19 protein-coding genes are annotated in these 25,244 nt (G+C 63.6%); 4 read left to right on the top strand and 15 right to left on the bottom strand.

Features of this window, described 5'->3' with window-relative positions; translation table 11 throughout:
* Positions 1-61: 61 nt before the first annotated feature.
* Entirely contained in the window at positions 62-2,428 is a 2,367-nt protein-coding gene (locus tag LPA37_RS02975) for an LPS-assembly protein LptD (RefSeq protein WP_228978890.1), read from the bottom strand.
* Positions 2,429-2,650: 222 nt separating this feature from the next.
* On the opposite strand from LPA37_RS02975, the gene LPA37_RS02970 reads away from it, so the two are divergent.
* The gene (locus LPA37_RS02970) at positions 2,651-3,727 is read left to right on the top strand and encodes an aminoglycoside phosphotransferase family protein (protein WP_229011360.1); all 1,077 of its coding nucleotides are present in this window, start codon (positions 2,651-2,653) and stop codon (positions 3,725-3,727) included.
* 48 nt (positions 3,728-3,775) lie between these two features.
* Entirely contained in the window at positions 3,776-4,468 is a 693-nt protein-coding gene (gene murU / locus LPA37_RS02965; protein WP_228979001.1) for an N-acetylmuramate alpha-1-phosphate uridylyltransferase MurU, read from the top strand.
* Positions 4,469-4,591: 123 nt separating this feature from the next.
* On the opposite strand, the gene LPA37_RS02960 is transcribed toward murU, so the two are convergent.
* Entirely contained in the window at positions 4,592-6,487 is a 1,896-nt protein-coding gene (locus LPA37_RS02960; RefSeq protein ID WP_228978894.1) for an ABCB family ABC transporter ATP-binding protein/permease, read from the bottom strand.
* A 235-nt stretch (positions 6,488-6,722) separates the two neighbouring features.
* Between LPA37_RS02960 and LPA37_RS02955 the strand changes: the two genes are divergently transcribed.
* Entirely contained in the window at positions 6,723-7,118 is a 396-nt protein-coding gene (locus LPA37_RS02955) for an acyl-CoA thioesterase (protein WP_228978897.1), read from the top strand.
* 79 nt (positions 7,119-7,197) lie between these two features.
* Here the strand turns inward: LPA37_RS02955 and LPA37_RS02950 are convergent, their stop codons facing one another.
* On the bottom strand, positions 7,198-10,311 hold the full coding sequence (locus tag LPA37_RS02950) for a sensor domain-containing protein (protein ID WP_228978899.1): 3,114 nt from the start codon (positions 10,309-10,311) through the stop codon (positions 7,198-7,200).
* Between the two features lie 189 nt (positions 10,312-10,500).
* Positions 10,501-10,995, bottom strand: a complete 495-nt coding sequence (locus tag LPA37_RS02945) for a nitrate reductase associated protein (protein ID WP_228978901.1) — start codon at positions 10,993-10,995, stop codon at positions 10,501-10,503.
* A 131-nt stretch (positions 10,996-11,126) separates the two neighbouring features.
* Here LPA37_RS02945 and fdhD point away from each other — a divergent pair, with 131 nt between their 5' ends.
* Entirely contained in the window at positions 11,127-11,948 is an 822-nt protein-coding gene (gene fdhD / locus LPA37_RS02940; protein WP_228978902.1) for a formate dehydrogenase accessory sulfurtransferase FdhD, read from the top strand.
* 62 nt (positions 11,949-12,010) lie between these two features.
* On the opposite strand, the gene LPA37_RS02935 is transcribed toward fdhD, so the two are convergent.
* From LPA37_RS02935 to LPA37_RS02885, 11 genes are all read right to left on the bottom strand, one after another.
* Positions 12,011-12,781, bottom strand: coding sequence for an enoyl-CoA hydratase (locus tag LPA37_RS02935; protein WP_229011358.1), 771 nt, complete (start codon positions 12,779-12,781; stop codon positions 12,011-12,013).
* Between the two features lie 99 nt (positions 12,782-12,880).
* Positions 12,881-14,080 (bottom strand): acetyl-CoA C-acyltransferase, encoded by a 1,200-nt coding sequence (locus tag LPA37_RS02930; protein ID WP_228978905.1) that lies wholly within the window; start codon positions 14,078-14,080, stop codon positions 12,881-12,883.
* Between the two features lie 131 nt (positions 14,081-14,211).
* Positions 14,212-16,647 (bottom strand): 3-hydroxyacyl-CoA dehydrogenase/enoyl-CoA hydratase family protein, encoded by a 2,436-nt coding sequence (locus LPA37_RS02925; RefSeq protein WP_229011356.1) that lies wholly within the window; start codon positions 16,645-16,647, stop codon positions 14,212-14,214.
* A 110-nt stretch (positions 16,648-16,757) separates the two neighbouring features.
* Positions 16,758-18,545: an acyl-CoA dehydrogenase C-terminal domain-containing protein gene (locus LPA37_RS02920; protein WP_229011354.1), complete on the bottom strand. Its 1,788-nt coding sequence runs from the start codon at positions 18,543-18,545 to the stop codon at positions 16,758-16,760.
* Positions 18,546-18,649: 104 nt separating this feature from the next.
* Positions 18,650-19,249 carry a TetR/AcrR family transcriptional regulator gene (locus LPA37_RS02915; protein WP_228978911.1) on the bottom strand — a complete coding sequence of 200 codons (600 nt, stop codon included), beginning with the start codon at positions 19,247-19,249 and terminating at the stop codon, positions 18,650-18,652.
* 297 nt (positions 19,250-19,546) lie between these two features.
* Positions 19,547-20,806, bottom strand: a complete 1,260-nt coding sequence (locus tag LPA37_RS02910; RefSeq protein ID WP_229011353.1) for a phospholipase D-like domain-containing protein — start codon at positions 20,804-20,806, stop codon at positions 19,547-19,549.
* On the bottom strand, positions 20,803-21,279 hold the full coding sequence (nudB, locus tag LPA37_RS02905) for a dihydroneopterin triphosphate diphosphatase (protein WP_228978914.1): 477 nt from the start codon (positions 21,277-21,279) through the stop codon (positions 20,803-20,805). Before nudB ends, LPA37_RS02910 begins: the two co-directional genes overlap by 4 nt.
* A 165-nt stretch (positions 21,280-21,444) precedes the next feature.
* Positions 21,445-23,247 carry an aspartate--tRNA ligase gene (gene aspS / locus LPA37_RS02900; RefSeq protein ID WP_228978916.1) on the bottom strand — a complete coding sequence of 601 codons (1,803 nt, stop codon included), beginning with the start codon at positions 23,245-23,247 and terminating at the stop codon, positions 21,445-21,447.
* Positions 23,248-23,310: 63 nt separating this feature from the next.
* A complete protein-coding gene (locus tag LPA37_RS02895) occupies positions 23,311-23,973 on the bottom strand; it encodes a DUF502 domain-containing protein (RefSeq protein WP_228978917.1) in 663 nt (220 codons plus the stop codon).
* Positions 23,974-24,045: 72 nt separating this feature from the next.
* Positions 24,046-24,414: an FmdB family zinc ribbon protein gene (locus LPA37_RS02890; RefSeq protein WP_228978919.1), complete on the bottom strand. Its 369-nt coding sequence runs from the start codon at positions 24,412-24,414 to the stop codon at positions 24,046-24,048.
* A 140-nt stretch (positions 24,415-24,554) separates the two neighbouring features.
* Positions 24,555-25,214, bottom strand: coding sequence for a TPMT family class I SAM-dependent methyltransferase (locus tag LPA37_RS02885; protein WP_229011351.1), 660 nt, complete (start codon positions 25,212-25,214; stop codon positions 24,555-24,557).
* Between the last annotated feature and the right edge of the window lie 30 nt (positions 25,215-25,244).

Raw genomic sequence — 25,244 nt, 5'->3', positions numbered from 1 at the left:
TCCAGTGATGTCGGGCGCGCCCCGCCCGTTTTTTCGCATTTTATAAATGATCGGGCGACGGTCATTCGTAGTTGGTGAAACGCGACTGAGGCGGCGTGCCCGGCGGCAGCGGCGTGTAACCCGGCACGCTGGCGCGGAACGCCGAGATCAGTCCGTTGTCGACATTCGACAGGCCCTTCAATGTCAGCTGCGCGAGGAATTTCGTGCTCGACGTCTGAGTGCCCGATGTGTTCAGTCCATTTGCATAACGCTGAAAACCAACGCCGAGCGTCCAGCAATCGGCATCGTATTGCAGGCCCAGCAGACCGTCGACCACCCGGTGCCCGCCCAGGTCGTAGTTCAGGCGCGCGACACTGTAGACGCGATGCGTCAGCGGCCACTGCCCTGAAATCAGGATCTGGTTGATCGGCTGGTTGTCGAGCGTGGTGTTCGCGCGCGTGTAGCGGTACGCGATGTTGATCACCTTGCCCGATGCTGGACTGAAGCCGAAACCGACGCTGGTTTTGGTCAGCTGATTGTTATCGGCATTATATTGGAACGCGGTTTCCGACGCGAAACCGGCCCCGAGCTTCACCGATGCACCCGCGATCAGGTCCGAATGGGTCGCCTGCGCGTTCGACTGACCCGGCAGCAGCGTGACGCGCTGGTCCTGGAAGTAATACTGCTGCGCGATCACGAAGCGCGCACGTTCGTCGCCGGTTGCCGGGTTGATGAAGCGCGTCGTGAGCGCTGCCGTCAGCCGGTTCGCATCCGCGATCCGGTCGCCGCCGACAAACGTGTTCGGCGTGAAGATTTCGGCGAGACCGAAGTCGGAATCGGCCGTATCGAAGAGCGGCGCGAACTGCTGGTTGCGATACGGCGTGTAGACGTAGTACAGCCGCGGCTCCAGCGTCTGGATGTAATCCTGGCCGAAGAGCCGTACCGAACGGTCGAAAATCAGCCCGGTGTCGAAGCTGAACGTCGGGATCGATTCGGTGAAATTCTTCGGCTGTCCGGCCGGCGCGCCCGTCGCGATATTGCTGAGATCGTACGACGCGAAGTGCCACTGCACCTTCGGCGTGACAAAGTAGCCGGGCCCCACCACCGAATACGACAGGTACGGGTTGAACATCAACCGCTGACCTTCGGTCGCATCGTCCTGCGTGATCTTGAAGCGCGTGTAGTCGGCTTCCGCACCGAAGTCGAAGCCGTCGACGTTGTACTTCGTGTACTTCACGTTCAACTGCGGCTCGCGCGAATACGGCGGCACCGACGGCTCGAGCGTCTGCCAGTGCTGCTCGCGTGCAAGCACGGACCACGGGCCGTTGTTGTACGTCAAGCCGGCTTCCTGCTGGTACAGCAGCTGCGTGCCGTTCAGGAACTGGTTCGACGTCGACGAAAGGTCTTCCGGATAGGTGTTATCCGAGACCTTGTTGTAATAGACATACCCGGCGAACCCGTTGCCGAAGTTCTGGTTGTGCTGCAGGTAGATCGCGTAACGGTCGGTCTTCGTGATCGCGTCGTGCGGCAGGAATTCACCGGTGATCGTGCCGCTGTAAGTGGGCGACAGATAGCGGAACGACGCCTGCGTCTGTACCCCGCGCTTCGAGATGATCCGCGGTGTCAGCGTCAAATCGCGATTCGGCGCGATGTTGAAGTAATACGGAACCGACAGTTCGAAACCGTTGTTCGAACTGAGCGACGCGACTGGCGGCAGAAAACCGCTGCGCCGGTCGCCCGACAGCGGGAACGACAGCCACGGGCTCGCGAAAATCGGCACGCCCTGGAAAAACAGCACGCCGTTATGCGCGACGCCTTCATCCGCGCCGGTGTCGAAATTGAATTCGGTGCCCTTGATGTACCACGCCGGGTCGGTCGCGCACTGGCACGCCGTGTAGGTGCCATGCGAGAACACGGAGCGCTCGCTGTCGAGCATGTCGACGCGCTCCGCGCTACCGGAACCGCCCGTCACGTTGAAGTGGTACTTCGGCGCGGGCATGTAGCCTTCGCTCGCCTCGACGCGCATGTGCGCCTCGGGGCCGGTAAACGAAATGCCGTTGTTGATGACGTGCACCGAGCCGTAAGCGTCGGCCATGTCGGTGTCTTCGTCGTAATGGAGCGCGTCGGCCTTGATCACCGACGTGAAGCGGCGCACCTCGGCCGAACCTTTCGCGGCCATGTCCTGGCCGCTCGTGCCCGTGGTGGAGTCGCCGAGCACGAAGGTGGCGGGCCGCTGGCCGCCCGCGACCGGGTGCTCCTCGAGTTGCGGGGCCAGCCGCAGGCCCCATGGCGCGTCGACAGGCTGCGCCTGCGCGGCGTCGCCGACCAGCTGGGCGTGCGCGAGCGCGGGCATCAGGCCCGGCACGGCGATCAACGCCGCGACGAGCCGCCTTTTGCGCGGTACGCCGTCACAAGAAGGTGTCGTTCGGAAAAGCTGTCTGGGCGGCATGTATCGTTTGGCGAATCGACCCGCCGCCAGCTCACACCGTTACTGTCCGCCGCCAGCGCAAACGGGCCGAGTCAGCCAGAATGCAGACAAACACGCACAATCTGTCGATCGATAAGGCAGGCGGTCAAACGGGATGGGCGAAAGCTGGCGCGAGTCGCGTCAAAAAAGTCGTGGGGTATTATATGGCAAGACGTTGCCCCCCAGAATTTGCCTCGGGTTTTCATGACCTTTTCCACGCCTTCCGGCGCCAGCGCCGCCTCCTCACCCTCCGACAACCGTCTGGATCTGCTCACCACCTGGCTTCGCCCGCATGCCGACCGGTATGGCCTCGAACTGGCCTCGCTCGCGCCGGCTTCGTCGGACGCGAGTTTCCGGCGCTATTTCCGGCTCGCCGCCAGCAGCGAGCATGGCGCGTCGCTGATTGCAGTCGATGCGCCGCCGCCGGAGAAGTGCCGCGAGTTCGCGCAGGTCGCGCAGCTGCTCGCGCAGGCGGGCGTCCACGTGCCGCGCGTACTCGAGGTCGATTTCGACGCCGGCTTCATGCTGGTCACGGATCTCGGCACGCAGTCATACCTGCGGGCATTGACCGATGCGCAGGGCGAACCCGGCAGCGCCATCCCGCGCACGCTGATGCGCGATGCGCTCGATGCGCTGATCCACTGGCAACTCGCATCGCGGGAAGACGTCCTGCCGCCGTTCGACGAGGCGTTCCTGCGTCGCGAAATGGAATTGATGCCTGAGTGGTTTATCGAACGGCATCTGGATCAGGCCGTCGACGACAACACCCGTGGCGTACTCGATCGCACGTTCGCGCTGCTGGTGGCGAGCGCGCGGGCGCAGCCGCAGGTGTTCATGCTGCGCGATTTCATGCCGCGCAACCTGATGATCGCGACCCCGAACCCGGGCGTGCTCGACTTCCAGGACGCCGTCCACGGTCCGATCACGTATGACGTCGCTTCGTTGCTGCGCGACGCCTTTCTGAGCTGGGACGAAGAATTCGAGCTCGATTGCTTCGTGTACTACTGGGAACGCGCGAAAAAAGCCGGCCTGCCGGTCGATCCCGATTTCGGCGAGTTCTTCCGCCAGCTCGAATGGATGGGCCTGCAGCGGCATATCAAGGTGCTCGGACTCTTCTGCCGGATCAATTATCGCGACGGCAAGCCGCACTACCTCGCCGACCTGCCGCGCTTCATCGGGTACGCGCGCAAGGTGGCCGGACGGTATCGCCCGCTCGCGCCGTTCGCAAAGCTGCTCGACCAGCTGGAAGGCCGCGCCGTCGATATCGGCTACACGTTCTGAGCCCATTCACCCAGGATCGGTCCCTCTGTGAATTCCCTGAAGAAAGCGATGATTTTTGCCGCGGGACGCGGCGAGCGGATGCGTCCGCTGACCGATTCGCGCCCCAAGCCGCTGCTCGAAGCCGGCGGCCGTGCGTTGATCGAATGGCAGATCGAGCGGCTCGCGCGGGCCGGTTTTAATACCGTCGTGATCAATCACGCGTGGCTTGGCGAGCAGATCGAAGCCGCGCTCGGCGACGGCTCGCGCTGGAACATCGCGCTGCGCTATTCGCCTGAAGGCGAAGCGCTGGAGACCGCGGGCGGCATCGCACAGGCGCGCTCGCTTCTGGAAGACGCAGGCAAGCCGGAAATCTTCGTCGCGGTCAGCGGCGACGTGTACGCGGATTTCGACTACGGCACGCTCGATGCTCACGCTGCACGGCTTGCCGCGCTGCCGGAACCGGGCATGCATCTCGTGATGGTGCCGAATCCGCCGTTCCATCCGTCAGGGGATTTCGGGCTTGTCGACGGCGTCCTCTCGCTCGATGCGTCGCCGCGTTTCACGTTTGGCAACATCGGGCTGTACGACACGCGGATGTTCAGCGACCTGCAACCCGGCTCACGCCGCGCGCTGACGCCCTACTACCGCGATGCAATCGCGCGCGGGCGCGCGACAGGCGAACTGTACGAAGGATTGTGGGAAAACGTCGGCACACCGGCGCAGTTGCAGGCGCTCGACAAAAAGCTCGCGGCACGCCGCTAGCGGCAGCGGCCTGTGGCGGCACCACGCTGTCGCCGCGCGAAGCGGTTTGCAACAACCGTTGCGCCGGAATCCGCTTGCGCCTGATCGCGCGGCGCAAATCCACGGTAAGCAGGTAAGCGCGCGTCAGTGCCCGGCGCTGCCCGCTTCGGTTGCCGGCTCCGGCGCTTCGCCGGCATGTTCCGCGCGTTGCTGCTGCAACGCCCACATCTGCGCGAAGAGACCGCCCGCGCGCACCAGTTCGGCATGCGTGCCGCGTTCGACGATCCGTCCGCGATCCATCACGATAATCTGCTGCGCGTGAACGACCGTCGACAACCGGTGCGCGATGATGAGCGTCGTGCGCTCGCGGGCGATCTGGTCGAGTTCGTGCTGGATCGCGCGTTCGGAACGCGAATCGAGCGCGGACGTCGCTTCGTCGAAGATCAAAATCGGCGGATTCTTCAGGATCGTGCGCGCAATCGCGACGCGCTGTTTCTCACCGCCCGACAGCTTCAGGCCGCGCTCGCCCACCGGCGTCTCGTAACCCTTCGGCAGCCCTTCGATGAAATCGTGAATGTGCGCCGCGCGCGCCGCCGCGATCACTTCGTCGCGCGTCGCCGTCGGGTGGCCGTAGGCGATGTTGTAGTAGATCGTGTCGTTAAAGAGCACCGTATCCTGCGGCACGATGCCGATCGAGGCGCGCAGCGAATCCTGCGTCACATCGCGGATATCCTGGCCGTCGATCGTGATCGCGCCGCCCGTTGCACGGTCGAGATCGTAGAAGCGGAACATCAGACGCGCGAGCGTCGACTTGCCCGAGCCGCTATGTCCGACAACAGCCGTCGTCGTGCCGGCCGGAATCATGAAGCTCACGTCGTGCAGGATCTGACGCTCGGGGTCATATGAGAAATTCACGTGATCGAGCCGCACCTGCGCGCCGCGCACGGTGAGCGCGGCCGCGTTTTCCAGGTCGGGTACTTCCTGCGCGGCGCCGAGCAGCGTGAACATACGGTCCATGTCGGTGAGACTCTGCTTGAGCTCGCGATACACCACGCCGAGAAAATTCAGCGGAATGTAGAGCTGCAGCATGAACGTGTTGATCAGCACGAGATCGCCGAGCGTGAGCTTGCCCGCCATGACGCCTTGCGTCGCGCGCCACAGGATGAACACAAGGCCCGTGCCGATGATCGTCTGCTGCCCGAAATTCAGCGCCGACAGAGAGTTCTGCGACTTGATCGCCGCCGCGCGATAGCGCTTCAGGTTTTCGTCGTAACGCTGCGCTTCCCACTCTTCGTTGCCGAAGTACTTGACGGTTTCGTAGTTGAGCAGCGAATCGATGGCGCGTGAATTCGCGCGCGAATCGAGGTCGTTCATCGTGCGACGGAAATGCGTGCGCCATTCGGTCACTTTCACGGTGAACGTGATGTACGCGGCAAGCGCGATAAACGTGACGATCGCGTAATACGCCTCGTATTTGACGACGAAAAATCCCAGCACGAGCCCGACTTCGACGAGCGTCGGCAGGATGCTGTAGAGCGAATACGAAATGAGCTGCGTGATGCCGCGCGTGCCGCGTTCGATATCGCGCGACATGCCGCCTGTCTGCCGGTCCAGATGAAACCGGAGTGAGAGCGCGTGCAGATGCCGGAACACTTTCAGCGCGAGTTGCCGCACCGCGCTTTCGGTCACTTTCGAGAACAGGATTTCCCGCAGTTCGGTGAAGAGCGAGGTGGAAAGCCGCACCACCGCGTACGCGACCACGAGCAGCCCGACGCCGCCGAGCAGCACGATGCCCGGCGCGTGATCCGCGCGCCCGAGCGCAGTCAGATGCTGCACCGACACGAGGTTGTCGATGATCCGCTTCATCACGATCGGCACGCCGAGGTTCGCGACCTTCGCGCCGATCAGGCAGCTGAGCGCGAAAATCACGCGCCACCTGTACGTCGCGAGATACGGCAGCAGCGAGAGGATCGTCTGCCAGTCATTGCGCGGCTGGGTCGAGATCGGAGAAGGCTCGGACGAGGCGGAATAACGGCGCATGAAGGTCGGCTGTGGGGAGGGGGTGTCGAATGTATCGGAGCGCGCCTGCCCGCAGGCATCCGGCGTGCGCGCTTTCCCGTACAATTCCTGATCTTCCTATTGTCGCAGAAGCCGGCTGGCGCCGCTTTGGCCGCGCTGGCCGGGTACCGGCCATGCCGATGGCGCGAAAAACGCGTCTCTTCCATACGAAGCAAAGCCAGCCGGCACGAAGCCCACCCGCTCCATGGACGTCACGATGACCCAAAACCTGCAACTCCCGCAAAAGCCGCCTGCCCTGCGTGTCGTCCCGCAACCGTCGGATTCGAACATGCATGGCGACGTGTTCGGCGGCTGGATCATGGCGCAGGTCGACATCGCCGGGTCGATCCCGGCGAGCCGCCGCGCGAACGGCCGCGTCGCGACGATCGCGGTCAATTCGTTCGTGTTCAAGCAGCCGGTTTTTGTCGGCGATCTGCTGAGCTTTTACGCGGATATCGTGAAGACGGGCAATACGTCGGTCACGGTTTCGGTCGAGGTGTACGCGCAGCGTATGAGCCTCGCCGAACACGTCGTGAAGGTGACCGAAGCGACGCTCACGTATGTCGCGACCGACAGCGACCGTCGTCCGCGGGCATTGCCTGCGCTGGATTGACCGTTTTCAGTTGACGGGAAATATGGGCGCTTCAATCCACACTGGAACAAACGCCGCCGCAGCGCGGCCCCGGTATTTTTCAGGTCTCGACCGATAACACGGCCGCCGCCTGCCGCAACAACACCGGAACCGCCTCGTGCGGCATCGGCTTCGCGAAATAGAAGCCCTGCATTTCGTCGCAGGCACGTTCGCGCAGGAAGTCGAGTTGCGCCGACGTTTCCACGCCCTCCGCGATCACCTGCAATTTCAGCGAGTGCGCGAGCGCGATGATCGCTGACGTGATCGCTTCATCGTCGCTCGATGCGCCGATATCCGACACGAACGAGCGGTCGATCTTCAGACGGTCGACCGGAAAACGCTTCAGGTAGCTCAGGCTCGAATAACCGGTGCCGAAGTCGTCGATGGCAAGACCGATGCCGAGCGCGTGCAACTCGGTGAGCATCGTCACCGCGTCTTCGGCGTTGCGCATGATCGTGCTCTCGGTCAGTTCGAGTTCGAGATACTTCGGTTCGAGCCCCGTCTGCGCGAGCACCTGTTTGACGAGCACCGCGATGTCGCGCTGTTCGAACTGCCGCGCCGACAGGTTCACCGACACGCGCGCCGGCGGCAAACCTTCGTCCTGCCACGCCTTGTTCTGGCGGCACGCCTCGTAGAGCACCCATTCCGACAGCGGCCCGATCAGCCCGCTTTCCTCGGCTACCGGAATGAACGATGCCGGCGACACCAGTCCGACCTCAGGATCGAGCCAGCGCACGAGCGCCTCCATTCCGACAATCCGCCCGCTGGCGATATCCACCTGCGGCTGGTAATGCAGCAGGAATTCACTGTCGCGCAGCGCGCGCCGCAAACGCCGTTCGAGGTTCATCCGCGCGCTCGCGTTCGCGTTCATCTCCGGCTCGAAGAACTGGAACGTATTGCGGCCCATGTCCTTCGCACGGTACATCGCGAGGTCGGCCTTTTTCATCAGCGTTTCGGCGTCGTGCCCGTCCTGCGGGAAAAGGCTCGCGCCCATGCTGCAGCCCACATACAGTTCGGTGCCGTCGAGCCAGACCGGCTCCGAAATCGATGCACGTGCCCGCTCCATCCACGCAATCAGAAACTGTTCGTCGATGGTGTCGGTCATCACGATCACGAACTCGTCGCCGCCGTGACGCGCGACCGTGTCGCTCGCCCGCGCGCAACGCGTGAGCCGCTCCGCGACGACACCGAGCAGCCGGTCGCCAACGCTGTGTCCGAGGCTGTCGTTCACGTTCTTGAAACCGTCGAGATCGATGAACACCACCGCGACGCCCCGCTCGCGACGCTGCGCGGCAATCAGTGCGTGCTGCAGCCGGTCGCGCAGCAGGTTGCGGTTCGGCAGGCGCGTGAGGCTGTCGTAATTCGCCTGGTATTCGAGCTGCTCCTGATAGCGGATCAGCTCGGTCACGTCGTTGATGACGCCGATGTGGTGCGTTGTCTGGCCGTCGGCGTTCGGCACCGGCGCGATGAACAGCTGGTTCCAGAACAGCGCGCCGTCCTTGCGGTAATTGCGCAGCACGGCACTGACTTCGCGATTGGCGGCGAGCCCCTGACGGATCGCGGCGAGCCCTTCCTGATCGCGATCGTCACGCTGCAGCAGGCGGCAATCCTGGCCCAGCACTTCGGCCGGATCGTAGCCGGTGATGCGCTTGAACGCGGGGTTCACATATTCGATCAGGTTGCCAGTCTCCGCCGGCCCGGTGATCAGGATCGCGTTCACGCTTGCGTCGAGCGCGCGACTCTGCAGGCGCAGCGCGAGATCCGAACGCTTGCGCTCGGTGACGTCCGTGTACGAGCCGAGCACCCCGATCACGCTGCCGTCGCTGTCGGTGAACGGCAGCTTGCTCGTGACGGTCGTGCGGTGCACGCCGTCGAGTACGAGATCGACCTCGAAGTTCATCTTCGGCACGCTCGACGCGATCACTTCCTCGTCGATCGTACGTATGTGCGGCGCGAATTCGCGCCACGGCATGTCGAAGTCCGTCTTGCCGATCACCTGCTCCGGATAAGCGAGCCCGGCGTCGCGCGCGAACGCCATGTTGCAGCCGAGATAGCGCGATTCGCGATCTTTCCAGAAGATGCGCTGCGGAATGTTGTCGATGACCGTTTCCAGCATCTGGTTCGACCGCTGCGCCTCGGCTTCGGCGTTGATCTGTTCGGTGACGTCGTCGGCCAGCACGAAAAATGCCGGGCGGCCGGCGAAACTCAGCGCGTGATATGAAATGTCCGCGCTGATCAGTGAGCCGTCCTTGCGACGGTGACGCCACACGCCGGCCATCGTCCGCCCGCTGCTCGGCACGATGTCACTGCGCTGCAAATGCGACTCCAGCCGCGCGACTTCCGCGACCGGCCGGATCACACGAATCGTCATCGCGAGGAACTCGGTTTCGGAATAGCCGTATTGCTGCACGGCCGCGCCGTTCACCGCGAGAAAGCGCAGCGTCTCGCGATCGAAGATGTACATCGGCACCGGATGCGCGTCGAACAGGCCTCGAAAGCGTTCGTCATTGCGGCGCAGTGCACGCACGATGCGGATTTTTTCGCGTGCGGCGGTCTCGCGCACGCCGAACGTGTAGATCAAAAGACCGCTGCCGGCGAGTGTCGTGACGAACAGGAACAGCATCGCGACCTGGGTCGATTTCGTCGAGTCGCCAAGCGCGGCTTCGAGCGCGCGGTCCTCGTCCTGGCGTATTGCCGTGAGGCCCGAATCGAACGCATCGAGTTGCGTGTCGAGACGCGTGTATTCGATTGCGGCCCACGCCCGCGAATCATCGAGCCCCGGTTGCGCCGCCCGGGCGAGCGCCGTGTCGACGCCGCGCTGCAACACGCGCGAGGCCGGCACGAGCCGGTCGAGGCCGTCGATCAGACGCGGCTCGGCGCTGAACCGGCCTCGCAGCGACGCCTCCAGCCTGCTGAGTTCGACGGCCCGACGCGTGGCGGCGCTGGCCGGCTCGATGGTGCCGGACGCTTCGAAACGGCCGAGGGCGGCCAGCCCGCCTTCGAGCGTTTCCCGCCAGGCGTCCAGGTCCTGCTTGACGCTCATCGAGCGCAAGGTCCGTTCGTCCGCGGCGCGCTGGCCGCAGATCTGCGTGTAGGCAACAAAAGCGTTCGCGCCGACGGCCGCGGCGACGACTGCCAGATTGATCAGCAGTCGCTTCGAAAAAAGAGAAGTCATGAGTTCCGAACGTCGGGTCGTTCTGCGGGCGGGAAGCCCGGGCTGGCCTGCTTTTCGTCGCCATGTACGGCTGCACGAACGCGGGTCTTTTGCGCGCTAACCTCTGGTTAACGACCGGTTTCGGAGGAGATTGAGGGCTGGCCGGGAAATAATCCGGCGCAAACGGTTGTGACTCGTCGCATCGGGCGTTCAGCGCAGGTCGTGCCCGGAAGCCGCGACGCCGAACTCAGTCATCGCCGGGATGAAATCGTGGTTGCCTTCCGGCTTGCGCGACAGCTTGGCGAGCACGTAGCGCTGGAACGGATTGAGCCGTGCCCACTGCTCGCGCGTCGGCGCACGCAGCCGCGCGACGAGCGACTGATGCACGACGCCATCCGGCACCGCTTCCGTATTGCGCCACGCGGGCGCTTCCTCGGGCGTGAACCACTCCGGCTCGACATTCGCGTGCGTGCGCAGCATTTCGAAAAGCGCATGATCGAAATTCGGCTCGATGGTGGCGTCCTCCTCGACCGGAAAACGTGCCAGCAGCGCGCGGTCCTCGTGCGGCAGCATCTGCCACTGCGCGAGGGAGATGCGCAGGCCGAAACGGTCGAGATTAAAGCGCACGGACATCGGAATGAAGCTGAGATTCTCCGATGAAGCGACTTCGAAGTTGAAGAGGAGCGGCGCCTCGTTGAGTCCCATGTCAGTGTCCTGGTTGGTGACCGGCAACGCATGATGCCGGCTTGAGGTATTTTAGAACCTTATTCGCGGGCCGGAGACGCGTTGACGCATTGGCAGCGCGCCCCGCTTGCGGCAATTCAAGGAGTGGACGCTTGAACGAACTGGAAACCACCGGCCAGCCCGGCGCCGTCGAGCAGATCGTGCACCGGCATCGGGGAGAGTCGGTCGAAACGCTCGCCGATCATGTCGGTCAGGAATGGCCTGTCGCGCTCGTTTTCAACGGCATTTCGCATGCCGTGATGATGTGCACGCCGCGCGACCTGGAGGCGTTTGCCGTCGGCTTCGCGATTTCGGAAGGCATTGTCGGGCGCGGCAGCGACATTCAGGACATCGAGGTGGCGTGCTTCGAAGGCGAAATGCCGTACGCCGAAGTGCAGCTGACGGTCGTGCAGCAGGCATTTGTCGCGCTGAAGGAGAAACGCCGCGCGCTGGCGGGACGCACGGGCTGCGGTGTCTGCGGGATCGAAAGTATCGATCTGCTCGACCTGCAGCCGGAAGTGGTGCCGGATACCGGCTTTCTGGCACGCCTCGCGCCCGATGCGATTGCACACGCCGCGCGCGCACTGCCGGCGCATCAGGCGCTGACGAAACTGACGGGCGGCCTGCACGCGGCCGCATGGTGCGATGCGGAAGGCGCGATCCGCTACGCGTTCGAAGACGTCGGCCGCCATAACGCGCTCGACAAGCTGATCGGCCAGCTCGTGCTCGATCGCGCGGATGCGAAAGACGGCTTCGTGTTCCTGTCGAGCCGCGCGAGTTACGAGCTGGTGCGCAAGGCGGCCCGCGTCGGCATTCCGATGCTCGCGACGATTTCCGCGCCTTCGTCGCTCGCGATTGCGATCGCGAAGAAAGCGCAGCTCAGGCTGGTGAGCTTCTGCCGCGAATCCGGTTACGTCGAATACGGCACGCGGTGATCCGCTCGTGACGGACGCTGCGCAATAGCGCCGCGGCGCCCGACGTCGCTCCGCGAAGACGCTCAGTCGAACTGCCGGAAATCCGGCTTGCGCTTTTCGAAGAACGCCTTGAACGCCTCGCGTGCTTCCGGCGCGAGCAGCATCTTGCCGAAGTGCACGGCTTCCTCGGCGATCTGCGTCTGGATCTCGTGCTGCGCGGCGCGCTTCATCAGCGCCTTCGTCACCCGCAGCGACGAAGCGGGCAGCGCCGCCAGCTTGAGCGCCTGCGCCTTCGCGAACGCGTCCACTTCGGCGACGGGCAGCAGACGGTTCACGAAGCCCATGCGCTGCGCTTCCTTCGCATCGAACGCTTCGCCGAGCAGCAGCTTTTCCGCCGCGCCCTGATAGCCGGCCACGCGCTGCAACAGCAACGACGAAGCCGCTTCCGGACACAGACCCAACTGCGTGAACGGCAGCGAGAACGTCGCCGATTCCGCTGCGTAGACCAGATCGCAATGCAGCAGCAGCGTCGTGCCGATGCCAACCGCCGGACCCGCCACCGAAGCGACCACCGGCTTTTCCGCCGAACTGATGCCGCGCAGGAACTGGAACACCGGCGAATTCTCACCGCCCGCCGGCGACTTCATGAAGTCTTCCAGATCGTTGCCGGCGCTGAAAATGCCGACGCTGCCGCGAATCAGGATCGCGCGCACCGAAGCGTCGTTGTGCGCTTCGACGAGCGCGTCCGCCATCGCCTGGTACATCGCGGCCGTGATCGCGTTTTTCCTGTCCGGCCGGTTAAAGGCAATCGTCAGCACGCCGTCTGCGCGTTCGACCAGAATATCCATCGCCATCTCCTCGTTATTCCTTCGATTTCCTGAATGGAAAAAACGGTTCGCAAGCCGTATGACCTGCGAACCGTTCGTCTTGCCTGTACGTTGTGCCGTCCGCGCTTACAGGCGTTCGATGATGCCCGCTGCGCCCATTCCGGTACCGACGCACATCGTCACCATGCCGTATCTGAAATTGCGGCGACGCAGCCCGTGCACAACCGTCGACGCGCGGATCGCGCCCGTCGCGCCGAGCGGGTGACCGAGCGCGATCGCGCCGCCAAGCGGGTTGATCTTCGACGGATCGAGCCCCAGGTCCTGGATCACCGCGAGCGATTGCGCAGCGAACGCTTCGTTCAGCTCGATCCAGTCCATGTCGTCGATCTTCAGGCCCGCGGCCTTCAGCGCGGCCGGAATCGCTTCCTTCGGACCGATGCCCATGATTTCCGGCGGCACGCCGCGCACGGCGAAGCTGACGAAACGGGCGAGCGGCGTCAGGTTGAATTCCTTCAGCATCTTTTCCGACACGACGATCAACGCGCCCGCGCCGTCCGACGTCTGCGAGCTGTTGCCGGCCGTGACCGAACCCTTGTTCGCGAACACCGTGCGCAGCTTCGCGAGACCTTCCATCGACGTATCGGCGCGCGGACCTTCGTCCAGCGCGACTTCACGCGTCTTCACCTTCACTTCGCCCGTGGCGAGATCGGGGAAGCGCTCACTGATCGTGTACGCGGCGATTTCGTCGTTGAATTCACCGGCCTGCTGCGCGGCGATCGCGCGGCGGTGCGATTCGACCGAAAACTGGTCCTGCGCTTCGCGGCTGATCTTCCAGCGCCCGGCGACCTTTTCCGCGGTCAGGCCCATGCCGTAGGCGATGCCGAAGTCCTCGCCGCGATCGAAGATGTGCGGCGACATCGACGGCTTGTTGCCCATCATCGGCACCATGCTCATCGATTCGCAGCCGCCCGCGATCATCGCGTCCGATTCGCCGACGCGAATACGGTCCGCCGCCATCGCCAGCGCCGTCAGGCCCGAGGCGCAAAAGCGGTTCACCGTCACGCCGCCCACCGTGTTCGGCAGGCCGGCCAGCAGCGCGCCCATCCGCGCGACGTTCAGGCCCTGCTCCGCTTCCGGAATCGCACAGCCGATGATCGCGTCTTCGATCACCTTCGTATCGAGGCCGGGCACCTGGGCCACGGCCGAACGGATCGCGTGCACCAGCAGTTCGTCGGGGCGCGTGTTCCTGAACATCCCGCGCGGCGCCTTGCCGATCGGCGTGCGGCTCGCGGCGACGATGTATGCGTCCTGCAATTGCTTTGCCATTTGAAAACTCCTTTGTCGATCAGAGTTAGCGCTTTAGCTGTCGACCGGAGTTCGCGCTTTAGCGCGTTACTCCGGTCCTATGCAAAGCACTTACTCTGATCCCATGCAGTCTTATCGCGGTCGACCGCGCGTTAGTTACGCACCGGCTTGCCGGTCTGCAACATGCCCATGATCCGTTCCTGCGTCTTCTGCGTACCGAGCAGATCGACGAACGCACGGCGCTCGAGTTGCAACAACCATTCTTCGTCGACGAGGCTGCCCGCTTCGACGTCGCCACCACACACGGCTTCAGCGATGCGGCCCGCGATCAGGTAGTCGTGCTCGCTGATGAAGCGGCCGTCGCGCATGTTGACGAGCGATGCCTTGATCGTCGCAATCGCCGAGCGCCCCGCGACCGGCACCTGTGTCACGCGCAGCGGCGCGCGGTAACCGGATGCCGACAGCGCGCGCACTTCCTTCTTCGCGGTGTCGAGCAGTTCGAACACGTTGAAGACGATCGTGTCGGACGGTTTCAGATAGCCCATCGCGCGCGCGTCGAGCGCCGAGGCCGAGACTTTCGCCATCGCGGCGTTTTCGAACGACTTCTGCACGAACTTCAGCAGGTCGTTCGTCGCGCCCACCTGCGTCGCGGCTTCGGCGGCACGCAGCGCGGCTTCCTTCAGACCGCCGCCCGCAGGCACGAGACCGACGCCGACTTCGACGAGACCCATGTAGCTTTCGATATGCGCGACGCGCTTCGCGCTATGCAGCGCCAGCTCGCAGCCACCGCCGAGCGCAATGCCCGACACGGCCGAAATCACCGGCACGCTCGCGTACTTCACGCGCAACATGCCTTGCTGGAACTTCTTCACGAACGGCTCGATACCCTTCGCGCCGCCCATCATGAACGCGGGCATCGCTTCTTCGAGATTCGCGCCGGCGGAGAACGGGCCGCCCGGCGTGCCAAGCTTCAGCGATGTGGGCTGCCACACCACCAGACCCTTGTAGTCCTTCTCGGCGAGTTCGATCGCCTGCACGAGGCCGTCGATCACCGATGGTCCGATCGTGTTCATCTTGCTCTTGAACGACACGATGAGCACATCGTTTTCACCTGTGCGGTCGTCGACCCATGCGCGCACGGCATCGGTTTCGAACAGGGTCTTGCCGTATGTTTTCGGGTCAGCAGCGGTCTCGCCGGCGAGCGGCGCACGGAACACCTGCCGGTCGTACACGCCGAGCGACGAACGCGGCACAAACGACTTCGAAGCCGGTGACCACGAGCCTTCGTTCGTATGCACGCCGCCCTTGTCCGCGACCGGACCTTCCAGCACCCACGCCGGCAGCGGTGCGCCCGACAGCGCCTTGCCAGCCGCGATGTCTTCCTGCACCCATTCGGCGACCTGTTTCCAGCCAGCCGTCTGCCAGCCTTCGAACGGGCCTTCGTTCCAGCCGAAGCCCCAGCGGATCGCGAGGTCGACGTCGCGCGCGTTGTCCGCGATCGATTCGAGATGCACGCCGATGTAGTGGAACACGTCGCGGAAAATCGCCCAGAGGAACCGGGCCTGCGGATGATCCGATTCACGCAGCAGCTTCAGACGCTCCGCCGGCGGACGCTTCAGGATACGGCCGACCATTTCATCGGCCTTCGCGCCGCCGTCGACGTATCCACCCGTCTTCGGGTCGAGCACCTTGATCGCCTTGCCTTCTTTCCTGTAGAAGCCGGCGCCGGTCTTCTGGCCGAGCGCGCCCTGCTTCACGAGTCCGGCGAGTACGGCTGGCGTTTCATAAACCGCGAAAAACGGGTCGCCCGCGAGCGTGTCCTGCATCGTCTTGATGACGTGCGCCATCGTGTCGAGACCGACCACGTCGGCGGTGCGGAACGTCGCGGACTTCGCTCGGCCGAGGCGGCTGCCCGTCAGATCGTCGACTTCGTCGAAACGCAGGCCGAACTTTTGCGCTTCGGCAATCACCGCGAGGATCGAGAAAATGCCGACGCGGTTGGCGATGAAGTTCGGCGTATCTTTCGCCCGCACGACGCCCTTGCCGACCACGCTGGTCAGGAACGATTCGAGCTGGTCGAGGATTTCCGGACGCGTGGTGGCAGTCGGAATCAGTTCGACGAGGTGCATGTAGCGCGGCGGATTGAAGAAGTGCACGCCGCAAAAGCGTGACTTCAACTCGTCCGAAAAGCCCTTCGACAGTTCGGTGATCGACAGACCCGAGGTGTTTGTCGCAAAGATCGCATCCGGTCCGATATGCGGCGACACTTTTTTGTACAGGTCATGCTTCCAGTCCATGCGTTCGGCGATCGCTTCGATCACGAGATCGCACTCTTCGAGCTTTGCGATATCGTCGTCGTAGTTCGCGGGCTGGATGTACTGCGCGTCGTCCTTGACGCCGAACGGTGCCGGCGACAGCTTCTTCAGGTTCTCGATCGCCTTCAGCGCGATCGCGTTCTTCGGGCCTTCCTTTGCAGGAAGGTCGAACAGCAGCACCGGCACCCTGGCGTTGATCAGGTGCGCAGCGATCTGCGCGCCCATCACGCCGGCACCGAGCACCGCTACCTTGCGAATGATCAGATTGCTCACGTTGTTCCTCCGGGGGAGTTATGCGGTATCGCCAGTCGCGCAAATGCGCGACAGGGCTAGCGCGCCGTGCGTTCAGCGTGATGCTGCGCGCGGCGCGTGCCGAAACGGGCTTAGAACAGCGACTCTTCGACTTCCATCAGCGACTTCGAACCGGCGCGCGCCTGACGGATCGTCATGGAGGTTTCCGGCAGCAGTTTCGCGAAGTAGAAGCGCGCGGTGGCGAGTTTCGCCTTGTAGAACGGATCGCCCGACGCTTCGTTATCCAGCGCGATGCGTGCCATACGCGCCCAGAAATACGAAAACACCAGATGACCGACCGTACGCAGATACGGCACGGCGGCAGCGCCCACTTCATCGGGGTTCTGCATCGCCTTCATGCCGATTTCCATCGTGAGCTTTTGCACCTTTTCCCCGATGTCGGCGAGCGGGTTGATGAACTCCGACATCTCGGCCTTCACGCCTTCGGCCTCGACGAATCCGGCGACCAGGTTGCCGAACTTCTTCATCTTCGCGCCCATGTCGCCGAGCACCTTGCGGCCCAGTAGATCGAGCGACTGAACTGCATTCGTGCCTTCGTAAATCATGTTGATACGCGCGTCGCGCACGTACTGCTCCATGCCCCATTCAGCAATGAAGCCATGGCCGCCGTAGATCTGCATCGCGTGGTTCGTGCCTTCGAACGCGTTGTCCGACAGAAACGCCTTCAGGATCGGCGTGAGCAGCGCGACGAGATCGGCGGCTTCCTTGCGAACGGCTTCGTCCGCGTGCGACAGTTCCTTGTCGATCTGCAGCGCCGACCAGTACGTGAACGCGCGTGCGCCTTCCGCATAAGCCTTCTGCGTGAGCAGCATGCGGCGCACGTCCGGATGCACGATGATCGGATCAGCCGCCTTTTCGGGCGCTTTCGGGCCTGTCAGCGAGCGCATCTGCAAGCGTTCCTTCGCGTACGTGAGCGAGTTCTGGTACGCGACTTCGGTAAGCCCGAGACTCTGCATGCCGACGCCAAGACGCGCGGCGTTCATCATCACGAACATCGCATTCAGGCCCTTGTTCGGCTCACCGACGAGCCAGCCTTTCGCATTGTCGAGATTGATCACGCACGTTGCGTTGCCGTGAATGCCCATCTTGTGTTCGATGGAGCCGCACTTCACGCCGTTGCGTTCGCCCGGCTCACCCGCTTCATCCGGCACGAACTTCGGCACGATGAAGAGCGAAATGCCTTTGGTGCCCTTCGGGGCGTCCGGCAGACGTGCGAGCACGAGGTGGACGATATTTTCGGCCATGTCGTGTTCGCCGCTCGAGATGAAAATTTTCGTGCCGCTGATCGCGTAAGAACCGTCGCTGTCCGGCTCGGCCTTCGTGCGCAGGATGCCGAGGTCGGTGCCGCAATGCGGCTCGGTCAGGCACATCGTGCCAGTCCACACGCCGGTGACGAGCTTCGGCAGATAACGCTGCTGCAATTCCGGCGTGCCGTGTGCGTGCAGGCATTCGTACGCGCCGTGCGAGAGGCCCGGATACATCGTCCAGGCCTGGTTCGCCGAATTGAGCATTTCGTAGAGCGCGTTGTTCACGAATGCCGGCAGACCCTGGCCGCCGTATTCGGGATCGCAGCCGAGCGACGGCCAGCCCGCTTCGACGTACTGCCGATAGGCTTCCCTGAAGCCCTTCGGCGTGGTCACCACGCCGTCGCCGACGTACGTGCAGCCTTCCTGGTCGCCGCTCTGGTTGAGCGGGAAAAGCACTTCGGAGCAGAACTTGCCGGCTTCCTCGAGCACCTGGTTGATCGTGTCGGAGTCGAGATCCGCGTGCTTCGGCATCTGCCTGATCTCGGCTTCGACGTTAAGCAGCTCGTGCAACACGAATTGCATGTCGCGCAGCGGCGCGGCGTACTGTCCCATGACTCTTCTCCACTCCAAAGGTGTTGGCTTAAAGCATCGCCACCAGCCAGCGCCCACAACACGGACCTGTTGCGCCGACGAACCCGATGGATCCGGAGACGCTGCTAGCGGCTGCTGCTTTGATACGAAACGATCAATTTATCCAGCGAGGCCCGCGTCAGGCGCACGGCATCCGGCAGGTGCAGGAAGCGTGCATCGTGATGCAGACCCAGCGTGAAGCTGTACATTTCGAAGAGCATCAGTTGCGGATCGGCGTCCGCCCTCAGGTGCCCTTCTTCCATCGCCTGCGAAATGGCTCGCGTGAGCGCGGCGCGCCAGGTGCTCACGCTCGCCACCAGTTGCTCGCGCACCGGGTTGTCCGCGCGGTCGTCGTACTCGACGGCGCCGCTGATATAGATGCATCCAGTGGTGACTTCCTGGATGCGCTTCTCTATCCAGCCCGAGATCATTGCCTGCAGACGCGGCAACCCGCGCGGTTCACGCAGACTCGGAAAGAACACCTCCTCCTCAAAACGGCGGTGATATTCCTTGACCACTTCCACCTGCAGATCCTCGCGCGACCCAAAATGCGCGAACACGCCGCTTTTACTCATCTGCATGCGCTCGGCCAGCAGGCCGATCGTCAGACCCTCGAGTCCGTCGCGGCTGGCCAGGTCGAGTGCTGCGTCGAGAATTGCCGCGCGCGTCTGTTCGCCTTTTCGCATAGCTTTGTACCGTTCTGATTTGACCGAAAGAAAATCGAACGGCCGTACTATTGTTGAGTACGACCGTCCGCGAAACAAGGACTTTATTAGAAACCAGTTTCTAACTGGCCTCCAATTTTGCGGCATCCGTCAATCGGACGAGGCGTAATTTTCGGGATTGTTCGCTCATGCCGCTTAATGACAGTTTTACCGGCTCGACGCGCCGGTGTATCCAGGTGAATTACCCGGATTGCGCCGGCCTGCCGGAAAGGCTCGGCGATGACTTTCGCAGGCTGACGACCCGGCAGAGCCCGGGCGTCAGTCGTAGCCGCCCACCGTCAGCACCTTCATGACCGCCCGGTACGTGTTGTAGGCCAGCCAGTTGAGGATGCGCTCGCCGCGCGGACGCGCTTCGTAGCGTGCGAGGTCGATGCGGCGCGACTCGTCGAACGCCGTCAGGATCGCGGCGCGCAGATCGTGGATCTCGGGATCGGCCACCAGCACGACGTTCGCCTCGTTGTTGACGAGCAGGCTGAGCGCGTCGAGGTTCGACGAACCCACCGTTCCCCAGCTCGAATCGACGACCGCGACCTTGCCGTGCAGCAGCGTCTTTTCGTATTCGGCGATCTTGACGCCCGCGCGCAGCAGCGACCGGTACAGGAACGGCACCGCGTAATCGAGCGCGGCGAACTCCTTGCGCCCGATGATGAGCCGCACCTCGACGCCGCGCCGCGCCGCATGCGTGAGCGCGCGTCGCAGCTTGCGGCCCGGCATGAAGTACGGATTGGCGAGCAGCACCTCGGTGCGTGCCTGGCCAATCGCGGTCAGATACGCCTTTTCGATCGCACGACGATTGACCAGGTTATCGCGCGCGACGAACGCCACGCACGGCAGCCCGGTTTCGCGCACGTCGCCGCGCGCGCGACGACGCATCCGCCAACGCGCGGAGCGGCCCAGATCGGGCGGCGGCTTGCCGTCCGTGCCGGGCGGTTCGACCTGCCGGTATCCGATGCGAATGCGGCGCCACTGCACCTCGAACGCTTCGCGGATGTCGGTCACCACCGGCCCGCTCAGTTCGACCGCGAAGTCCCAGCGAGGATACGGCAGGCGCTCGCCGTTGTTGTCGAAGTCGTCGACGATATTGATACCGCCGCAGTACGCGTACGTGTCGTCGATCACCGCGAGCTTGCGGTGCGTGCGTGAGAAGCCGAAGCGGCCAAAGATATGCGGGTTGTAGATGCGGTGTTCGACGCCGATCGACGGCCAGTCGTTGAAAAGCGCGAGCTTCGCGGTGCCGATACCGTCGGTGATCACGCGTACCCGCACGCCCCGCGCGGCGGCTCTCAGCAGCGCGGCGGACACGTTCTGGCCGGCTTCGTCGTCGCAGAAGATGTACGTCTCGAGCGCAACATCGCGTGTCGCGGCGTCGATTCGACGTGTCAGCGTGTCGAAGTATTCGCTGCCCGAGCGAAAGAGCTCGACGCCGTTGCCGGTGGTGAAGCGATAGCGCCGCCAGTAACGCCGGCTGCGAAGGCTCTGGCGGAGCCGCGCGAAACGCCGCGTGGCGAGGCTCGTCATCCCAGGCGCGCTGCGAGGCGCGTCGGCAGTTGCAGGATGGCTTCCCGGTTCGACGATGAGAAGCAGCGCGCCGCCGCCTGCTCGTACGGCAACCAGGCGTAAGCGGTGTGCTCGCGCGGTGCGAGTGTCACCTCGATGCGGCCTGGCACCTGAAGGCTGAACCAGTGCTCGACGTTACGCGTCACGCCTTCTGCATAACGATGGCGCCACACCGGGTAAATCTCGTATTCGATCTGATGTTGCCAGTCGAGCAACGCGCTGGCCGGCACCCCGGGCGAACCGGTGACGATACCCGTTTCCTCACCGACTTCACGCATGGCCGTTTCGACGATGGGCTCGTCGACGTGATCCTTCGATCCCGTCACGGATTGCCAGAAGCCCGGCCGGTCGGCCCGTTCGATAATCAGCACGTCGAGTTGCGGCGTATGGATGACGACAAGAACAGACTCCGGAATCTTCGGCGGTTTCGGCATGGTGATCGGTAATCAGGCAACGCACCGTGCACGCGCAGGGTACGCACGATACGTGTCAGTCAGTGGATCGGGTTCGCTTCGACTGTAACGCATAAAGAGAAAAAGGCGCATGGCGCGCCTTTTTCCCTGATGCAGCTGAAGCCGGTTCGGACGCCCGGCGAACGCTTACTGAACCTTCGGTTCCGGCTGACGCAGACGGATGTGGAGTTCGCGCAGCTGGCGCTCGTCCACTTCGCTCGGCGCCTGCGTAAGCAGGTCTTGCGCGCGTTGCGTCTTCGGGAACGCGATCACGTCGCGGATCGAATCGGCGCGCGCCATCATCGTCACGATGCGGTCGAGACCGAACGCGATACCGCCGTGCGGCGGCGCGCCGTACTGCAGCGCGTCGAGCAGGAAGCCGAACTTCGCACGGGCTTCCTCGGCGTTGATCTTGAGCGCGCGGAACACCTTGCTCTGCACTTCTTCCTGATAGATACGAACCGAACCGCCGCCGATTTCCCAGCCGTTCAGCACCATGTCGTAGGCCTTCGCGAGGCAGCGGCCCGGATCCGTTTCCAGATATTCCAGATGCTCGTCCTTCGGGCTCGTGAACGGATGGTGAGCGGCAACGTGGCGCGCTTCTTCCTCGTCGTACTCGAACATCGGGAAATCGACCACCCACAGCGGCTTCCAGCCGTCCTCGACGAGGCTGTTCGCCTTGCCGAATTCCGAATGGCCGATCTTCAGACGCAGCGCGCCGAGGCTGTCGTTCACCACCTTCGCGCGGTCTGCCGCGAAGAAAATGATGTCGCCGTCCTGCGCGCCGGTGCGCTCGAGGATCGCCGCGATCGACGCATCGTGCAGGTTCTTGACGATCGGGCTTTGCAGACCGTCACGACCTTTCGCGGCTTCGTTGACCTTGACCCACGCGAGACCCTTCGCGCCATAGATACGCACGAATTCCGTGTAACTGTCGATGTCGCCACGCGAAAGCTCGCCGCCCTTCGGCACGCGCAGCGCCGCGACGCGGCCGTCTTTCGTGTTGGCCGGCGCGCTGAACACCTTGAAGTCGACATCCTTCATGACATCGGTCAGGTCGGTGAATTCGAGCTTCACGCGCAGGTCCGGTTTGTCCGAACCGAAACGGCGCATGGCTTCCGAATACAGCATGACCGGGAATTTCTCGTCGAGCTGAACGCCGATCGTTTCCTTGAACACGTGACGGATCATCGCTTCAAACAGATCGCGGATTTCCTGTTCGGTGAGGAACGAGGTTTCGCAGTCGATCTGCGTGAATTCCGGCTGACGGTCGGCGCGCAGATCTTCGTCGCGGAAGCACTTGACGATCTGGTAGTAGCGGTCGAAGTTCGCCACCATCAGCAGTTGCTTGAACAGTTGCGGCGACTGCGGCAGCGCGAAGAACTGGCCCGGGTTCGTGCGCGACGGCACGAGGTAATCGCGCGCGCCTTCCGGCGTGCTCTTGGTGAGCATCGGCGTTTCGATGTCGATGAAACCTTGCGCGTCGAGGTACTTGCGCACTTCCATCGCCACGCGATAGCGCAGTCGCAGGTTGTGCTGCATCTGCGGACGGCGCAGGTCGAGCACACGATGCGTGAGGCGCGTGGTTTCCGACAGGTTGTCGTCGTCGAGCTGGAACGGCGGCGTGACCGATGCGTTCAGCACCGTCAGTTCGTGGCACAGCACTTCGATCTTGCCGCTCTTCAGGCCAGCGTTCACCGTGCCTTCCGGACGGTTGCGGACAACGCCCTGAACGCGCACGCAGAACTCGTTACGCACGCCTTCGGCGATCTTGAACATCTCCGCGCGGTCCGGATCGCAGACGACCTGAACGAGGCCTTCGCGATCGCGCAGGTCGATGAAGATGACGCCGCCGTGGTCGCGACGACGGCTCACCCAGCCGCACAGCGACACGGTTTGGCCCAGCAGGTGTTCGGTCACCAGACCGCAGTATTCAGATCTCATCGACATGATGTTTGTCTTTCGTTTTGCATTGATCGAACGGTGCGCGCCGGCTAGCGACGCGCTCCGGCATTACAGCGGAGGTTCGATGGGGGTAGCGCGGCGCACCGGCGCCGGCTGCACGGGCACGGACGGCGCCACGACACCCATCGAAACGATGTACTTGAGCGCGGCGTCGACCGTCATATCGAGTTCGACGACCTCGCTCTTCGGCACCATCAGGAAGAAGCCGGACGTCGGATTCGGCGTCGTGGGCACGTACACGCTCACGTGTTCTTCCTTCAGGTGGTTGACCACGTCGCCGCCGGGAATGCCCGTCAGAAACGCGATCGTGTAGGAACCCTTGCGCGGATACTCGATCAGCAACGCCTTGCGAAACGCGTTGCCGCTGCTGGAAAGCAGCGTGTCCGACACCTGCTTCACGCTGGTATAGATCGGACCGACCACCGGGATATGACGCACGACGACTTCCCACCACTTCACGAGCGTCTGCCCGATGAAGTTCTGCGTCAATAGTCCGACGATAAAAATAAACGCGATCGTCAGCACCGCGCCGAGCCCCGGCAGGCGGAACCCGAGCGCGCGCTCCGGCTGCCAGGATTCCGGCAGCAGCAGCAGCGTCTGGTCCATCGTGCCGATGATGAGGCCCAGCACCCACAGGGTGATGGCGAGCGGCACCAGCACCAGCAGGCCAGTCAGGAACACCGATTTGAGCGTCGTCTTTTTCGTCGTCATGTGTAGCGCCAGTGAACCGCGCGGGATCGATCCGCCGCGGTGTGCTTGTCGCCCTTGCGGGCTGCGATGCTGTTATGCGCTGTCCGCGCCCGAACTCGATGCGGGCGCCGCGGCGGCCGGCGTGGCCGGCGTGGCTTTGCCGCTGTCCGTGCCAGCAGGCGACGAACCCGCTTCGCTCTTGCCGCTCCCGGCCTTCGCCGGTTCGGCGGCGCCGTTTTCACCGGCGGCGGGCTTCGCGGCTGCATTCGCGCCGCCCGAGCCACCGCGAAAGTCGGTGACGTACCAGCCCGAGCCCTTCAGCTGGAAACCCGCGGCCGTAACCTGTTTGCGGAACGCGTCTTTGCCACATTCCGGGCATTGCGTCAGCGGGGCGTCGCTCATCTTCTGAAGCACGTCCTTCCCAAAGCCGCATGATTCACAACGATAAGCGTAGATCGGCATGATCTTTATTCCCTGCGAAAAATCCTGTAAACGCCTGCAAAGCCTTGAATTATAGCCGCAAACGGTTTGCCGCCCCGGAAATCGGGACCTGCGGCGGGACAGACCCGCCGTGGCACTAAATGGGGGCGTTGCAGCCCGGATCAAGCTGCTGCAACCCCGCGGCGACGCCATGTCATCCAGCGTTCACGCCCGGCGAATACCGGTATCGAATCCGCGACGGCCTCGTCTTCGATCAGCTCGAAATGCGGCACCAGCAAGGCTTCCAGCTCCTCACGCTCGATGCCGAATGGCGGCCCTTTCGGCGTCGCGCCGAGAAAGTAGAAGCCGGCGAGCAACGCCCCTGCCGGCAGCAACGCGGCCATTCGCTGCGCATAATCGCCCCAGCGGGCTTTCGGCAGCGCACAGAGAAACGCGCGCTCGTAGATCCAGGCTGGCGTGAACGGCGGCTCATACGCGAAGAAATCCGCCTGTTCGACGACTGACGCGTAGGCGCCCAACTGCTTGCGCGCGGTGGCGACCGCGTTCGGCGAGAAATCGATGGCGCGCACCTGACGCCCTTCCTGCCCGAGCGCGAGTGCTTCCCATGCGCTGCCGCAGCCGGGAATCAGCACGGCACCTTCTGCGTGCCTTGCCGCGAAAGCCTTGAACGCTGGCGGCACGCCCGCCTGATCCCACGGCATGAAACCGCGCTCGAAGCGCTCGTCCCAGAACGCAGGCGAATCCGGATCGCGCGAGACGAATTCCGGCGCAGTCTGGCGCGCGCCGGAGGGCAGCGGAGGACGGTTTGAATCAGCGTTCATCGATATCTCCCGGTCAGGCCAGGGTCGGGC

Source organism: Paraburkholderia gardini, assembly GCF_907164545.1.
In the GTDB taxonomy this organism is placed as follows: domain Bacteria; phylum Pseudomonadota; class Gammaproteobacteria; order Burkholderiales; family Burkholderiaceae; genus Paraburkholderia; species Paraburkholderia gardini.
Note: the sequence above shows the minus strand (reverse complement) of the source record. Positions and strands in the feature narration are given on the sequence as shown.